This is a genomic window from Anabaena sphaerica FACHB-251, assembly GCF_014696825.1.
Lineage (GTDB): Bacteria > Cyanobacteriota > Cyanobacteriia > Cyanobacteriales > Nostocaceae > RDYJ01.
The window spans coordinates 146957-161702 of record NZ_JACJQU010000006.1 but is presented as its reverse complement, the minus strand read 5'-3'; the positions used below and the strand labels follow the sequence as shown (position 1 = coordinate 161702).

18 protein-coding genes, 1 tRNA gene and 1 pseudogene are annotated in these 14746 nt (G+C 39.4%); 12 read left to right on the top strand and 8 right to left on the bottom strand.

The features are described from left to right. Window positions 1–184: 184 nt before the first annotated feature. The 3 genes and pseudogenes from H6G06_RS27420 to H6G06_RS13045 all read right to left on the bottom strand — a co-directional run. Window positions 185–325: pseudogene (locus tag H6G06_RS27420) on the bottom strand (type II toxin-antitoxin system VapC family toxin); the annotation flags it as partial. Then, the gene (locus H6G06_RS13050) at window positions 264–560 is read right to left on the bottom strand and encodes a hypothetical protein (RefSeq protein ID WP_190560711.1); all 297 of its coding nucleotides are present in this window, start codon (window positions 558–560) and stop codon (window positions 264–266) included. The pseudogene H6G06_RS27420 and the gene H6G06_RS13050, both read right to left, overlap by 62 nt. A gap of 17 nt (window positions 561–577) precedes the next feature. Further along, window positions 578–895, bottom strand: a complete 318-nt coding sequence (locus H6G06_RS13045; protein WP_190560709.1) for a hypothetical protein — start codon at window positions 893–895, stop codon at window positions 578–580. A gap of 103 nt (window positions 896–998) precedes the next feature. Between H6G06_RS13045 and H6G06_RS13040 the strand changes: the two genes are divergently transcribed. Beyond that, window positions 999–1601: a Uma2 family endonuclease gene (locus H6G06_RS13040; protein ID WP_242039686.1), complete on the top strand. Its 603-nt coding sequence runs from the start codon at window positions 999–1001 to the stop codon at window positions 1599–1601. 4 nt (window positions 1602–1605) lie between these two features. Here H6G06_RS13040 and H6G06_RS13035 read toward each other — a convergent pair whose 3' ends face one another. From H6G06_RS13035 to H6G06_RS13010, 5 genes are all read right to left on the bottom strand, one after another. Beyond that, window positions 1606–1890: a PIN domain-containing protein gene (locus H6G06_RS13035; RefSeq protein ID WP_190560707.1), complete on the bottom strand. Its 285-nt coding sequence runs from the start codon at window positions 1888–1890 to the stop codon at window positions 1606–1608. A 285-nt stretch (window positions 1891–2175) separates the two neighbouring features. After that, a complete protein-coding gene (locus H6G06_RS13030) occupies window positions 2176–2400 on the bottom strand; it encodes a 2-oxoisovalerate dehydrogenase E1 subunit beta (RefSeq protein ID WP_199306683.1) in 225 nt (74 codons plus the stop codon). Window positions 2401–2426: 26 nt separating this feature from the next. After that, a complete protein-coding gene (locus H6G06_RS13020; RefSeq protein WP_242039685.1) occupies window positions 2427–4064 on the bottom strand; it encodes a caspase, EACC1-associated type in 1638 nt (545 codons plus the stop codon). A gap of 9 nt (window positions 4065–4073) precedes the next feature. After that, entirely contained in the window at window positions 4074–4460 is a 387-nt protein-coding gene (locus tag H6G06_RS13015; RefSeq protein WP_190560705.1) for a hypothetical protein, read from the bottom strand. Between the two features lie 186 nt (window positions 4461–4646). Further along, window positions 4647–4733: transfer RNA gene (locus H6G06_RS13010), tRNA-Ser, on the bottom strand. Between the two features lie 106 nt (window positions 4734–4839). Here H6G06_RS13010 and H6G06_RS13005 point away from each other — a divergent pair. From H6G06_RS13005 to recA, 11 genes are all read left to right on the top strand, one after another. Further along, entirely contained in the window at window positions 4840–5208 is a 369-nt protein-coding gene (locus H6G06_RS13005; RefSeq protein WP_190560703.1) for a 2Fe-2S iron-sulfur cluster-binding protein, read from the top strand. Between the two features lie 9 nt (window positions 5209–5217). Next, window positions 5218–5811: a thermonuclease family protein gene (locus H6G06_RS13000; RefSeq protein WP_190560701.1), complete on the top strand. Its 594-nt coding sequence runs from the start codon at window positions 5218–5220 to the stop codon at window positions 5809–5811. Window positions 5812–5933: 122 nt separating this feature from the next. After that, a complete protein-coding gene (locus tag H6G06_RS12995; RefSeq protein WP_190560699.1) occupies window positions 5934–6743 on the top strand; it encodes an inositol monophosphatase family protein in 810 nt (269 codons plus the stop codon). 87 nt (window positions 6744–6830) lie between these two features. After that, entirely contained in the window at window positions 6831–7757 is a 927-nt protein-coding gene (locus H6G06_RS12990; protein ID WP_190560697.1) for a J domain-containing protein, read from the top strand. Then, window positions 7757–8968, top strand: coding sequence for an ATP phosphoribosyltransferase regulatory subunit (locus H6G06_RS12985; RefSeq protein ID WP_190560695.1), 1212 nt, complete (start codon window positions 7757–7759; stop codon window positions 8966–8968). Before H6G06_RS12990 ends, H6G06_RS12985 begins: the two co-directional genes overlap by 1 nt. A 64-nt stretch (window positions 8969–9032) precedes the next feature. Then, the gene (locus tag H6G06_RS12980) at window positions 9033–9260 is read left to right on the top strand and encodes an indolepyruvate ferredoxin oxidoreductase subunit alpha (RefSeq protein ID WP_190560693.1); all 228 of its coding nucleotides are present in this window, start codon (window positions 9033–9035) and stop codon (window positions 9258–9260) included. Window positions 9261–9417: 157 nt separating this feature from the next. After that, window positions 9418–10146, top strand: coding sequence for an ABC transporter ATP-binding protein (locus H6G06_RS12975; protein WP_190560691.1), 729 nt, complete (start codon window positions 9418–9420; stop codon window positions 10144–10146). A gap of 208 nt (window positions 10147–10354) precedes the next feature. Further along, a complete protein-coding gene (locus H6G06_RS12970; protein ID WP_190560689.1) occupies window positions 10355–11089 on the top strand; it encodes a carbonic anhydrase in 735 nt (244 codons plus the stop codon). A gap of 575 nt (window positions 11090–11664) precedes the next feature. Further along, the gene (locus H6G06_RS12965) at window positions 11665–12138 is read left to right on the top strand and encodes a M67 family metallopeptidase (protein ID WP_190560687.1); all 474 of its coding nucleotides are present in this window, start codon (window positions 11665–11667) and stop codon (window positions 12136–12138) included. 33 nt (window positions 12139–12171) lie between these two features. Next, window positions 12172–13344 (top strand): molybdopterin-synthase adenylyltransferase MoeB, encoded by a 1173-nt coding sequence (moeB, locus tag H6G06_RS12960; protein ID WP_190560685.1) that lies wholly within the window; start codon window positions 12172–12174, stop codon window positions 13342–13344. Window positions 13345–13577: 233 nt separating this feature from the next. Then, on the top strand, window positions 13578–14657 hold the full coding sequence (gene recA, locus H6G06_RS12955) for a recombinase RecA (protein ID WP_190560683.1): 1080 nt from the start codon (window positions 13578–13580) through the stop codon (window positions 14655–14657). Window positions 14658–14746: the final 89 nt, after the last annotated feature.

Genomic DNA, 14746 nt, shown 5'->3' with positions numbered 1-14746 from the left:
ATGCGTTAGTGTTCAGACTGGGGATGACTGGGTAAAATTATAGTTATATTTGGATAATCGGTTTTTTATCACACTGTGCAATTTTAGCTGATTTTCGGATAATTTAGAATTTCGGTCTGGTTGATGTGTTGGATATTTAGAGTCACGGGAATATTTATGAAGGAGTAGATTTGCTCATCATTTTCTAAACCTCCAACTCAACCAAGGGCAAAACTCGCAAATCCGTTACCCGTTTTAAAGCCACATCATTCGTCAAAAACGCCTCACAACCAGCAGCAATAGCAGTTGCTACCTGTAAAGCATCCGGTAACTTCAGCCCATACTTCGCGTTCTTCCCACTCATCCCGCAACTGATTTACCCATTCCTGGGCATCCATTCCTTCTAGTAAATTGGGAGCTATACCATAAAAATTAGTTACTTTATACTTAGGCTTTTGAGTTACTGCAACGGCTTCCACAGATTGCTTCATCTGCTTAACTAAATGCTCTAATACTTGCATTTGTTCTACTAGAGTCAATTGTTCAATTTCACTTAAAACACGCTCAATTGAAAGGCTCATTTTTTCTCTCCTAGAACTCACGCACCTAACTCTTTAATTAATCCACGTTTTACAGCTTCACTCAATGCAGTAGCTTTTCGTAAAAGCCCTTCCTGATAAATTTGCATTAGTGCTTGTAATTCAGAATGTTCTGATTCTGTGAGAATACTAGCTTGTTGTCTGTCTAGCAATTCACTCAAACGGCTATCTTCTTCAGGTTTCATTTGTAATTCTGTCAAAGCCAAAACTTGCTGCTCAGAAAGTGCTGATACAGGTTCAAGGTTTGCTAAACGTGCGAAGTGTTCAGCTTTTTGGTAAACGTGATCTGGTAGAGTGATTGTAATTTGGTTAGTCATATTTTTAGATAGTTTTTCTTCATCTTAACATTATCAAGAAGTTAATTTGGTGTATCTTCGTTTAACTCAACCTACTACAATAGAGTATAATTAAGTAAAAAGTATGGCGGTTTTTTCTATGACAGTTCCACTTTTAGAACAGGAAGAAGAAAAACTGGTAACTGTACCTGGTGTTTCTTGGCAGCAGTTTAAAACAATTGAGGTGCAGTTAGAAGAAAATCATGCTGTAAAATTAGCATATTTAGCAGGGGTGCTAGAAATAATGTCTCCTATTGGTGATAAACATGAATATGTGAAAAAAACGCTTTCCTATTTATTAGAAGCGTACATGAGACATAAGGGGATTCGGTTTTATGGTAGGGGTGGTTTTACTTTAGAAGAATCTGGTTATGCTTCGGGAACACCGGATGAGTCTTATTGTATTGGTACTAATAAAGAAGTTCCTGATATTGTGATTGAAATTATAGTTAGTAGTGGCACAATTAAGAGAACTGAATTGTATAAACCTAAGCGAGTTCCAGAAGTTTGGTTTTGGAGAAATAATAAAATCCAAATTTTTAGTTTAAATGCTGTTTTTGAATATGAGGAAGTGAACCGAAGTCAGTTTTTCCCAGATTTGGATAAGGAGTTATTATTGCGGTTTTTAGCTATTCCTGATCAATATGATGCTGTATTTCAATTTATTGAGTTTATTGGTGAAAAATAAAAATTTATTCCAAATACTTATCCACAAATTCTTGAGGAGTTAAACATTCAAACTCTTTTTTTTCTTGGACTAAACAACGAATTAGTTTATAATTAGCAGAAACAAAACATTTAGTTTCACCCTTACTTGCAGTTAAATAAACGCCAATATCTTCACGAGGAATTAATCCTGATTCTTCTATCTTTAGCCATTCATCAGCGGTAAAATTTACATAGATAACTTGTAATTGCTGCCAAATTTGAGCAACAATCTGACTACCCCAATCTTTATTATATAAACGTTTAGACACTCGTAAAATCTGATCTAATAACTCTTCTGAAATGATAATTTCTACACATGAAGGTTGTTTAAGTAAGTGGGCGTTAAAAATTGTCGTTATGACAAGGGAACAGGGAACTCTTAACGGGGAACGGGGAAGAGGGTTTTGGTGAATTTACTTTTTGTTACATACTTCGGTTTTTTCCCACCGACTTACTTAGCATATTGCAATACCTTGTCTAAATTGAAAAAAATCTTGATTTGTAGGTTGGGTTGAGGGACGAAACCCAACAAATGCGTCGGGTTGCGCTGTCGCTTAACCCAACCTACAAAAAATGGACAAGGTATTGTATTGATATTGAGGACGATTTTGTTCATCAGGATAATGACAATGAACAGCATCTTTAATTAATTCTCGCAGTTCTTGAAGACTATCAGCTTGAGTAAAAATTGATTGATTAATAGCTTTAGCAATATAACCTCCTTCATCATCTTCTTCTTCAACTAAGAAAATAATTTCTTTGATTCTATTTTCAGTCATATTTCGTAAATCCTTAGATTTAAAGTTTACAAATCTCTATGTGAGAGAAGATAAAGTCCTGTATATCTTCCGTAAGAAGTCCCAGAAAACACCCTTCTAGGTAAATGTCCCACAGGCATACTAGTATCAAAACTTAGATCACCGTAAAAAATCCAATCCTTATTCACTTTCCATCTAACTTCAATACTAAATTGTTCCCAGGCTCCTTTCTGATAATTGCCGTCACTTTTACCACCGATACGCAATAAAATTTTTTTCTGAACACTGAAGCCAAAATTTCCGTTGCTGTACTTTGTCCACAGTCTATCAATTGTGTATAGGTCAGTGCTAGGAAAGTTTAATCGTTCTTCTTTCCTCAAGTCACCTTCCTTGCGACCTACAGCCTGGAGCATTACCATATAGGTTTCATAGTCTGCCTCTTTCCAGCTACCTGCTTTGAGTAGGTCACGCAGTTTAGTATAGTCTATTTCTTTTTCTGAGCTAAGGTCATCTTCACTACTGGGAATGGTTATATTTTCTACAATTGAAAATGTTTGCTTTTCTTGGGAGAATTTATTTTCACTTTCCTTAACTTCCTCATCAATAAGTGATGAAAATGATATTAACTTCTTGTTAATTGGTTCTACATCCTCATCTCTGAGTTGTAAAAGTTGCTGAAAGTGTTTTAACTCATTTTGTGTCAATTGGCTAAGAGTTGATTCATACTCCAAAGCCTCTTGAACAGCTTCTTCGTACTCTTTCAGGTTAGCTTGATATATACGATAAGGCTCTAAAACTTCATCCTGTATTTGTTTAACCTCATCATCTGATAAACCCAATTGATTTTGATAACGTTTTAAAATTCGACTACCAATACTGGAAATTTTACCATCACGTAAATATTTTTCTACTTCCTTACGATATTTCAATTTTGGATCGCCAAGAGGTGCTTTTGCTACCTTAATTTTGAATCCTTCTTCAACAGCATAAATCTTTGGACTCATTGCTGGTGCTGCTTCCTGCACTTTTTTGGAGGCATATTCATGCAATTCATCAACTGATATATTGCCATCGTTATCAGTATCCGCCGCTCCTATTTTAATACCTTCAACAAGGTAACGAGTATAAATTGATAATTCTTCTCCTTCTTGTTCAAAGGAATATTGGCTAGAAGAGGAAGAAGTCAAAACCGCCCTACCTTTTCCTCCCAATTGCTGATTAATATCGACATTACCATCATCTTTTGCTTTCATACCTTCGGCAAAAGCACCACTAAAGCAAGCATCCAGAATAATTACCTGTCGCTGAGAACGACTATTTTCCATGAATTCATGTATCAAACTGGCAGGAGTAGCAGTAGTTTTGACTAAATTGCCATTGTCATATTTACGAGTTTGGCTATTAGTTAGATATAACTTGCCAGTATCATCTGTAATCCCATGACCAGAGAAATAAAGCAATAATAAATCATCTTTTTTACGGTTATCAAAAAGCTTTTCAATAGCATTTTCCATATGCTGTCGTTGGGGATTTTGCATGACTATAATTTCACTTTCAGCAAAACCGCCCATTTCTGGATGCTGTAAAACTCGCTGCATTGCTTCCACATCTTTTACAGACCCAGCCAGTTGATTCAAGCCTGGTTGATATTCACTTACCCCTATCAGCAGTGCAATTTTCGCCATTGTCCAGCCTTATTTGTTGTTAATAAAATCTTGTGCTTTTTGCCAAGCAAACTCAAATTCTTCTTTACTGCTGGCTTCTAAGTTGATTTCTCGGCCATCTGGGGCTTTAACATTGAGTTTAATTGGTTTGTTACCCAAACGTTCTGCCAAAAATCCAAACAATTTCAAAAAGTTGGCTGGGTTCACTTGCGCTGTTAGCAGTCCGGGTAAAAAACCTCCTCCAGCTTTGTTTAGTTTTGGTGGGTTGGAGTCAATAACTCGGTTAACGTCTTCTATCACATCATCTAGCTTCTGCATTTGAGTCAGTAGCTTCTGCACTTCTTTATTTTTTTCTTCGTCGTCTAATTCTGAATCGGTAAAAGCAATAGTAATTTTAAAATTGGATGTGTCCGACATATCACTGGGCTGTTATTTCTAATTTTCTCATAATTATACTAATATCAGCCCGATAAATTACGTTAATCAGGTAATTTTTGCCACTTTTAGCGTTTAATTCCGTCCTAACTTTTACCTAATAAAAAATTAACCCAGACGGCTTTTACCAATCTGGGTCAACTTAAATATCAAAACTTGCTTCAGAAACGGAGAGGGAGGGATTCGAACCCTCGTATACATTTCTGCATAACAGACTTTCCAGGTCTGCGCCTTCAACCACTCGGCCACCTCTCCAGGTGCCATGAATTTCAATAATAAAACGAAACTGCAAAAAATGCAAATATTTCACAAGATATTTTTACAATGAATAAAAATCCCAAATTCCCAAGCAAAAATCAAGATGGTTCAGACCCACACAATCAAAGTTCACAACCGCCAAACAGGCGTATCATACAGCCTGGAAGTTCCAGAAGACCGCTATATCCTGCACACAGCGGAACATAATGGCATAGAACTACCGTTTTCTTGCCGAAATGGGGCTTGCACAGCTTGCGCTGTCAGGGTGCTGTCAGGAGAAATTTACCAACCGGAAGCCATTGGACTATCGCCAGAGTTACGCCGTCAAGGTTACGCTTTGTTGTGTGTGAGTTATGCCCGTTCTGACTTAGAAGTAGAAACACAAGACGAAGATGAAGTTTATGAACTTCAGTTTGGGCGCTTTTTTGGTAAGGGCAAAGTCAAAGCGGGTTTACCCTTAGATGAAGATTAGAGGACAAAAATGAAAATTGTACCAGGGTGCAGATACTTACAGGGTAAAATAGCCGCTTTAGTACCCCATTTGGGCATCTTGGCGCAAAAAATGACAATCTTATCCTGTTTGTTGTTGTTGGTCAGTTGTCAAGCCGAAAATCAGCCGATAAACATGACTGCTGAGGTAAAAGTAGCACGGGTGGTCAGCGGACAAACCTTAGAAGTGCTGGGTATGGGACAACAACCAAATTTAATTTCCCAAGTCCGCTTAATTGGTTTAGATGCTCCAGATTTGCGTCAGCGTCCTTGGGGAGATAATGGCAAAGAACTGATGGAAAACTTGATTGGTGAGGGTGAAAAATCTGTCAAGTTAGAGTTTGACCTAGAAGCCAAGGACAAATTTGGACGGACTTTGGCTTATGTGTGGAAAGATCAGATGTTTTTGAATGAACAAGTCCTCAAACAAGGGTATGCTCTATTTGTAGGGCGATCGCCTAATCACAAATATAATGATCGCTTAGAAAATGCCCAACATTGGGCTAGACTCATGGGCAAAGGCATCTGGAACCCAGAAAAACCCATGCGTCTAACTCCCGGTGAATTTCGCCGGATGAACAGGTGACTGGGGACTGGGAACTGGGAACTGGGGAGAATAATATATTACTTCCTGCCTTCTGTCTCTTGCCTCCTGCCTTCTGTCTACTGCCTACTGCCTCTTGCCTCTTGCCTCCTGCCTCCTTACCAATGACTAATTTACAAATTTTTCTAGATATAGCTACCGAAGCTGCCCTAGCTGCTGGTGTAATTTTGCAAGATTATTTAGGTAAAGTAGAAGATGCGATTACCGAAAAAGGACGACCTGGTGATTTAGTCACCGCAGCTGATAAAGCTTCGGAAAAGGTAATTTTAGAAATCTTAAACCGCCATTTTCCCCAACATTCTATCCTTGCAGAAGAATCGGGAAAACTAGGAAATCAAGCCAGTGAATACCTTTGGGCAATTGATCCTTTAGATGGTACAACTAACTACGCCCATCAATATCCCTGTTTTGCAGTTTCCATTGGTTTGTTTATTCAGGGTGTACCACAAGTTGGTGTAATTTATGACCCTTTCCATAACGAACTATTCCGGGCTGCTGCTGGTTTGGGTGCAACACGCAACCGCCGACCTATTAAGGTCTCTAAGACTGCGGAATTAAGTAAAAGCTTATTAACATCTGGATTTGCTTATGACCGCAGGGAAACTTCTGACAACAACTACGCAGAATTTTGTCATCTTACCCATCTTACCCAAGGTGTTAGGCGTGGCGGTTCCGCTTCTCTAGACTTAGCTTATGTTGCTTGTGGCCGTGTTGATGGATATTGGGAAAGAGGGATTGCACCTTGGGATGTTGCAGCTGGTATAATTCTAGTGCAGGAAGCAGGTGGTATAGTCACAGCTTATAATGGCAGTGATTTACAAATCGATTCCGGGAAAATCCTGGCTACTAATGGTTATATTCATAACATTCTCAGTCAGGAACTAATGCAAGTTCGACCTTTGTCAGCTTGGTAACATGGGAAAATTGCTAATAACTGTTATCCCAATATTACTGACAGGGTAAACTATAAAAAATTGCTGCTTGGGTGCAACATATCTTATATGTCTTTAAAAATAGATGGCGGATTATTCAAATATGATTTTATAGATCATCACGCAGTTTTGGGTGTTCCGGTTGATGCTAATGCTGGGGAAGTACGCAAACGCTATCTCAAAATTGCCCGTCGCTTGCACCCAGATAGCGCCGCTGTTATCAACGATCCTAACAAAGATATAGCAACTGAATTATTATCTAAGTTGGTTAATCCTGCTTATGAAAAACTGTCTGTAGAACGTAATCGTGCTGAATATATTTTGATTTTGTCGCAAATAGGCAAGCGTCTAGCACAAGAATCAGTGGAGGTGGTACTCACAACTGATGTGGGCAAGCAATTAGCGATCGCTCCCAATCTTGACCTATTGTATAAACAAGAATTAGCTAAAATTTCCGAAACTCAATTTGTTGATTTGCAACAGGTATCCCAATTCATTGCCCAAATTAGCGAATTAAATTTAGTTTACTTGATGCGGCGTGCAGGGCGGTTAGTAACCGCATCCCAATCTATTCAAACGCCTACTACTACCACAATAACACCGTTACCAGCAAGACCAAAAGAAGAATCCGTGGTAGACCAGTACCAGCGTCGCGCTCAAACTCTGATTGACAATGAGCAATTTGCCCAGGCCAAAGTAGAATTACAGGAGGCCTTGAAGCTAGAGCCGAAAAATAGCCGCTGCCATAGCTTGATGGCAATCGTATATTTACGCCAAAGTCAGCTAAAAATGGCTAAAATTCACTTTGACAACGCACTGAAATTAAATCCAAATGACGAATTAGCATTGGAATGGAAACCTAAAGTTGATAAAGTTTTAGGGAATCAATCCGTTACGAATCAGGTGAAGAAATCTGCTGATAATGGAGATACACAACCAGATAAGTCTGGAAGTGGTGGTTTGTTTGGTGGTTTGTTTGGTGGGAAGAAAAAATAATGGTGTATCAACCAGCAGCGGGAGCTAGGGATTTATTACCCTTAGATGTGGCTCAAAAACGCTGGATTGAAGATAGGTTACAACAAGTTTTTCACCGTTGGGGATATCACAGGATTATCACCTCAACTTTGGAACGGATGGATACGCTCATGGCTGGTGAAGCGATTCAGCGTCATAAGGTAATTCAATTGCAAAATGGGCAAGAGGAAGAATTGGGCTTACGTCCAGAACTAACCGCTTCCATCGCTCGGACTGTAGTTACTCGCATGGCGGAAGCAACCTATCCTCAACGCTTATATTACAATGCTAATGTATTTCGCCGCAACTGGGAAAAGCGCCATAATCGTCAGCAAGAGTATTATCAGGCTGGAGTGGAGTTGCTAGGATCGGGTGGGTTACTGGCAAATACGGAAGTGCTGTTGTTGGTAGCCAATTGTTTAGAAGCTTTAGATTTGCGCGGATGGCATCTGATTTTAGGTGAAGCCGGAATTACCAAATCCTTGCTTGATGCTTTTCCTACTAATATCAGAAGTAAGGTGAGAAATGCGATCGCTAATTTGGATCGTGTAACTCTAGATACTTTGGATCTGAATGAAGAACTGCATCAACGCGCTAGAATCATGCTAGATTTGCGTGGGAATAGTGCCGATGTGCTGCAAAAAATCAGCAGTTTAGATTTAGATGCGGATCAGCAAGAAGCGGTAAATAATCTCAAATCTCTGGTCGAGTTATTAGAATCAGAAGGTAAATTTTCCTTAATTCTTGACCTGAGTTTGATTCAAACCATTGACTACTATACAGGAATTGTGTTTGAAGTAGTCAGTGATACTGATGGTCAGGCGCAGGTTTTAGGTCGTGGTGGTCGTTATGACCAACTTTTAGGGCTATATCATCCCCAAGGGGAAAATATTCCCGGCATTGGCTTTGAATTGAGTATTGATGATTTATACCAACTTCTGGCATCTACTCAGCAATTACCGCAAACTATCCCAGCAAGTAACTGGTTGGTAGTACCAGAAAGCAGAAATGCTGATGCTGCTGCCTTTGCTTACGCCCAAAAATTGCGAGATTCTACCAATTTAGTGCGGGTAGAAATGGATTTAGGGGGAAGGGATGCAGAGGCGATTCGGAACTATGCACGCGATCGCTCTATCACCGAAATCGCTTGGATTAACTCCGATGGTACACCCACAATTGAAGCAGTCCGTTAACAGGTAATATTACAAATTGTTACGCTAGAAACTGCTGATTCAATAAAGAGAGGGGATTCAGAAAATGCCACATACAATTGTGACAGAAGTTTGTGAAGGCGTTGCTGACTGCGTAGCAGCTTGTCCTGTAGCTTGCATTCATGACGGTCCAGGCAAAAACGTCAAAGGAACCGATTGGTACTGGATTGACTTTGCTACCTGTATTGACTGTGGCATCTGTTTACAAGTTTGCCCAGTAGAAGGGGCTATTTTGCCAGAAGAACGCCCTGAATTGCAAAAAATAGCAGATTAGGTGGATAGGTGACAGGTGACAGGTGACAGGTGACAGTAAATCATTTTTACTTATTCCCTGTTCCCTGTTCCCTGTTCCCTGTTAAGAGTTCCCTGTTCCCTGTTCCCTGTTCCCTGTTCCCTATTGCTAATAACTAATAACTAATAACTAATAACTAATGACCAATAACTATTTATTAGAAGTTGAAAATGTCCATGCTGGATATATTAAAGATGTAGATATCTTGCAGGGTATAAATTTCCGAGTTGCAGTAGGAGAATTAGTGACTGTAATTGGTCCTAACGGTGCTGGTAAATCTACTTTAGCAAAAACAATTTTTGGACTTTTGACACCCCACACAGGTACTATTACTTTTAAAGGGGAAAATATTACAGGTTTAAAATCAAATCAAATTGTGGAGAGAGGAATGTGTTATGTTCCCCAAATAGCTAACGTTTTCCCTTCGTTAACAATAGAAGAAAATTTAGAAATGGGGGCGTTTGTGCGGAATGTTACCCTCAAACCCTTGAAAGATAAGATATTTACCATGTTTCCGAGATTGAGCGATCGCCGTCGTCAACGTGCTGGTACACTATCTGGTGGAGAACGTCAAATGTTAGCCATGGGTAAAGCTTTGATGTTAGAACCAAGTCTACTACTTTTAGATGAACCTTCTGCGGCTTTATCTCCTATTTTGGTAACGCAAGTATTTGAACAAATTAAACAAATTAATCAAGCGGGTACTGCTATTGTTTTAGTAGAACAAAATGCCCGGAAAGCTTTGGAAATGGCTGATACAGGTTACGTTTTAGAATCGGGACGTGATGCGATGTCTGGACCTGGTAGACAATTATTAAATGATCCCAAGGTGGGAGAATTATATTTAGGTGCAGGAAAAAGACATTAAAGATATTTTTTCTCACGCAGAGGCGCAGAGGCGCAAAGAAGAATGCAAGAGTGAAATGAGGTAAGATTATAAATTCAATTTGTCAATAATTTGACCTTATTTTCAGCAAAAGATTAAATAAGCCTTAAACCGTGTAATTAGGAACTCTTACATTATTATTAAATCTGATATCTTCCTAGCAGCTATATAGAAGTTGTCAGGTAGACTTATGAGTAGAATTAACGGTTTTGTAGGTCGTCGTAACTTCTTAAAATTCGCAGGTTTAACCACCTTTAGTATTGGTGGTATTACTGCCTGTAATGGCATAATTACGAATCGAGAAACAATCACAATTCCTGAAAATAATCCTAATCCTAACCCAGTTAGTGCAAATGAAGCCCAAAGAAGATTAGTAGAGGGAAATAGAAGATTTTATAATCAAAATCCTCAAAATCCCAATCAATCAAAAAGACGGTTACAATCTGTTGCTAAAACACAGTATCCTTATGCAGCAATATTAGGATGTGCTGATTCTCGTGTACCACCAGAGATGGTTTTTGATCAAGGACTTGGGGATTTATTTGTTGTGCGTGTAGCCGGTAATATTGCTAGTGATGAAGCTATAGGCAGTTTAGAATATTCTACCGCTGCTTTGGGTACACAACTAATTGTAGTTTTGGGTCATAAAAGATGTGGTGCAGTTTCAGCAGCTATGAAAAATGAAGCAGTTTCGGGAAAAATTGCTACTGTTGTTGATGGCATTAAACCGACTTTAGATCAAAATCAAGACAGAACAAGTGATATTAATGATGATGAAAATGCTGTCATTACCAACATTCAATTCCAAACTGAAAAATTGTTGAGAAATTCAGCAGTTTTAGCTAAATTAATCCGCGCAGGTAGATTGAAAATTGTTGGCGCTTTTTACGATATTGACACTGGTAAAGTTAGATTTTTAAATTGATCCTTACCCATCTCCTTTCTTCTTTAAAGTTGATGGGAGATTTTTTATATAGACATCTATAATAAATTCATTTAGATAATGGTATAATTAAGTTTAGCTTTTAGATTATATTTGGGTCTATTATTATAATAATATAATCAGGACTTACGCAAAACAGAACGGAAGTAGGGGTAATTCATGAATTACCCCTACGCAAGAATCAGGTTTTGAGTTCAATCTTGCGTAAGTCCTAATAATAATAGAAAATTTAAATTGAGTAATTTTTAAACGCAGATAAATGCAGATAAACGCAGATGGGATTTAAATGATATTACAGAAAAGATTATGGGTAGTGCATTTGCTGTTAGTAAAAGTAGGATTTAAAAGAGTAGTTCGTAACCTATAACCTAAGTATTCAGCTATAGCAATTGATACCCAGATCCCCGACTTATTTTATTTATTATTTCCATAAATGATAAATTGATCTCAGAAGTCGGGGATCTTATCACTTCACCTGAATTCTTACCCTATAACTATAAATCAAATCATCCTCTTCATCTGCGTCTATCTGCGTTCATCTACGGTTAAAAATCTAAATGAATCTCCAATTTAATACAAATCATCTCCAAATTATCAAAAACCACGCCCAAAAAACCTACCCAGACGAATGCTGTGGGCTAATACTGGGCTATATAAGTAGTGAATCTAAAACTGTAGTAGAAGTCATACCTACAGAAAATGTGTGGAATACAGAAGCAGCTAATTTTACAGAAGACCAGGAAGGATATATTAGCACACGGAGATATGCGATCGCGCCCCAAGTCCTATTACAAACGCAGAGAGAAGCCAGAAACCGCAATCTGAATATCATTGGTATTTATCACTCCCATCCCGATTATCCCGCTATACCTTCAGAATGCGATCGCCTATATGCTTGGCCAGAATACTCTTATGTGATAGTATCCGTGCAAAATGGTAAAGCTTGTGAACTGCAAAGCTGGAGTCTTGACGACAACCACCAATTTCAATCGGAAACCATTGAACGTATAAATTTAGCAACTTTAAGTTAACATTAATACTCTGAGATTCTGCATCTTACTACTATGCTAAATCCCAATCTGGATGAAATCCAGTTGACCAAAGACGACTATGAACGCTACTCCCGCCACTTGATTTTGCCAGAAGTGGGACTAGAGGGGCAAAAACGCCTCAAAGCTGCCAGTGTATTGTGTATCGGTACAGGTGGACTGGGTTCACCATTGCTGTTATATTTAGCAGCAGCAGGTATTGGCCGCATCGGTATTGTTGATTTTGATGTTGTTGATACCTCAAATTTACAACGTCAGGTTATTCATGGGACATCCTGGGTAGGTAAACCCAAGATAGAATCCGCAAAAAACCGTATTCACGAAATTAACCCCCATTGTCAGGTTGATTTATACGAAACTCGGATAAGTTCCGAAAACGCCTTAGATATCATTCGTCCTTACGATATCGTTGTGGATGGAACTGATAACTTCCCCACTCGGTATTTAGTTAACGACGCTTGCGTATTGTTAGACAAACCCAACGTTTACGGTTCTATCTTCCGTTTTGAAGGACAAGCAACCGTATTTAACTACGAAGGTGGTCCTAACTATCGTGACTTGTATCCCGAACCACCACCACCAGGAATGGTTCCTTCTTGTGCAGAAGGTGGTGTACTGGGTATTTTACCGGGAATTATTGGCGTTATCCAAGCGACGGAAACAGTCAAAATTATTATTGGCCAAGGTAATACCCTCAGTGGTAGATTGATGCTTTACAACGCTTTGGATATGAAATTCCGGGAGTTGAAACTGCGTCCTAACCCCATCCGTCCAGTCATCGAAAAACTGATTGACTACGAAGAATTCTGTGGTATTCCCCAAGCAAAAGCAGAAGAAGCGAAACAGCAGATGGAAGTTCAAGAAATGACAGTTAAGGAATTGAAAGCATTACTGGATAGTGATGCCAAAGATTTTGTACTGCTGGATGTACGCAACCCCCATGAGTATGAAATTGCCAAAATTCCCGGTTCTGTATTAGTACCTTTACCAGATATTGAAAATGGTGACGGTGTTGCTCAGGTGAAGGAATTACTCAACGGACACCGCTTGATTGCTCATTGTAAGATGGGCGGACGTTCTGCCAAAGCTCTTGCTATCCTCAAGGAAGCGGGTATTGTGGGAACAAATGTCAAAGGTGGGATTAATGCTTGGAGTCAAGAAGTAGATCCTTCTGTTCCTCAGTATTAAATCACAGGGAACAGGGAACAGGGAACAGGGAACAGGGAACAGGGAATAGGAAGAGGCAAAAGTTACAATTTTCATTTCTCCTGACTCCTGTCACCTGTCACCTGTCACCTGTCACCTACTCCAAAACTTTTTTCCCAAAAGTACCAATCGCACATTTTCCGGTTAAAATAGTATATCTGTTCTAATCAAGCTCCCAACGCAAACTTCCTTAAATCCTATATTTAGAGGCTCTAATGGCAACCAACACAGCAGATACTTCTGGCAAGCAAAAAGCACTGAATATGGTACTCAACCAGATTGAGCGCAGCTTTGGTAAAGGAGCAATCATGCGTTTGGGTGACGCAACCCGGATGCGTGTAGAGACGATTTCCACTGGGGCGCTGACTTTGGATTTAGCCTTGGGTGGTGGTCTACCCAAGGGAAGGGTAATTGAGATTTATGGACCGGAAAGTTCTGGTAAAACTACAGTAGCACTTCACGCGATCGCAGAAGTGCAGAAAGGAGGCGGTATTGCTGCCTTTGTTGATGCTGAACACGCCCTAGACCCCACCTACGCCGCCGCACTAGGTGTAGATATTGAAAATTTGCTCGTTTCCCAACCTGACACAGGTGAAGCAGGTTTAGAAATTGTTGATCAACTTGTGCGTTCTGCCGCAGTTGATATTGTCGTCATTGACTCCGTAGCAGCACTAGTACCCCGCGCCGAAATAGAAGGCGATATGGGTGATATCCACGTTGGTTTACAAGCCAGATTAATGAGCCAAGCATTACGTAAAATTACAGGTAATATTGGTAAATCAGGTTGCACAGTAATTTTTATTAACCAATTGCGGCAAAAAATCGGTGTCACCTACGGTAGTCCAGAAACCACAACTGGCGGTAATGCGTTGAAATTTTACGCTTCCGTGCGTCTAGATATTCGTCGGATTCAAACCTTGAAAAAAGGCACTGATGAATTTGGTAATCGCGTGAAGGTGAAGGTAGCAAAAAATAAAGTAGCACCACCTTTTAGAATTGCGGAATTTGACATTATCTTTGGTAAGGGAGTTTCCACCCTGGGTTGTCTAGTTGACTTAGCAGAAGAAACAGGTGTCCTCCTGCGTAAAGGTGCTTGGTACAGTTATAACGGTGACAACATTTCCCAAGGTCGAGACAACGCTATCAAATATCTAGAAGAAAAACCAGAATTTGCTGCCAAAATTGAAGAGCAGGTACGTGAAAAGCTAGATAAAGGGGCTGTGGTTTCTGCTAACTCTGTTACTAAAGTAAATGGAGAAGAAGAAGAAGAAGAAATTGAATTAGAGGAAGAATAAAAGCCTGATAATTGAAGAAGTTTGAATATTTTCACGATTCAGACTTCTTTAATAACCTAAAATTACCAGCTTTTTACCTTAAACAGCAA

Coding starts and splice junctions, on each gene's coding strand:
- H6G06_RS12980 (WP_190560693.1), top strand. CDS start 9,033: ATGCCACATACAATTGTGACAGAAGTTTGTGAAGGCGTTGCTGACTGC.
- H6G06_RS13015 (WP_190560705.1), bottom strand. CDS start 4,460: ATGTCGGACACATCCAATTTTAAAATTACTATTGCTTTTACCGATTCA.
- H6G06_RS13050 (WP_190560711.1), bottom strand. CDS start 560: ATGAGCCTTTCAATTGAGCGTGTTTTAAGTGAAATTGAACAATTGACT.
- H6G06_RS12985 (WP_190560695.1), top strand. CDS start 7,757: ATGGTGTATCAACCAGCAGCGGGAGCTAGGGATTTATTACCCTTAGAT.
- H6G06_RS13005 (WP_190560703.1), top strand. CDS start 4,840: ATGGTTCAGACCCACACAATCAAAGTTCACAACCGCCAAACAGGCGTA.
- H6G06_RS12990 (WP_190560697.1), top strand. CDS start 6,831: ATGTCTTTAAAAATAGATGGCGGATTATTCAAATATGATTTTATAGAT.
- H6G06_RS12965 (WP_190560687.1), top strand. CDS start 11,665: ATGAATCTCCAATTTAATACAAATCATCTCCAAATTATCAAAAACCAC.
- H6G06_RS12970 (WP_190560689.1), top strand. CDS start 10,355: ATGAGTAGAATTAACGGTTTTGTAGGTCGTCGTAACTTCTTAAAATTC.
- H6G06_RS12995 (WP_190560699.1), top strand. CDS start 5,934: ATGACTAATTTACAAATTTTTCTAGATATAGCTACCGAAGCTGCCCTA.
- H6G06_RS13045 (WP_190560709.1), bottom strand. CDS start 895: ATGACTAACCAAATTACAATCACTCTACCAGATCACGTTTACCAAAAA.
- recA (WP_190560683.1), top strand. CDS start 13,578: ATGGCAACCAACACAGCAGATACTTCTGGCAAGCAAAAAGCACTGAAT.
- H6G06_RS13020 (WP_242039685.1), bottom strand. CDS start 4,064: ATGGCGAAAATTGCACTGCTGATAGGGGTAAGTGAATATCAACCAGGC.
- H6G06_RS13040 (WP_242039686.1), top strand. CDS start 999: ATGGCGGTTTTTTCTATGACAGTTCCACTTTTAGAACAGGAAGAAGAA.
- H6G06_RS12975 (WP_190560691.1), top strand. CDS start 9,418: ATGACCAATAACTATTTATTAGAAGTTGAAAATGTCCATGCTGGATAT.
- moeB (WP_190560685.1), top strand. CDS start 12,172: ATGCTAAATCCCAATCTGGATGAAATCCAGTTGACCAAAGACGACTAT.
- H6G06_RS13030 (WP_199306683.1), bottom strand. CDS start 2,400: ATGACTGAAAATAGAATCAAAGAAATTATTTTCTTAGTTGAAGAAGAA.
- H6G06_RS13000 (WP_190560701.1), top strand. CDS start 5,218: ATGAAAATTGTACCAGGGTGCAGATACTTACAGGGTAAAATAGCCGCT.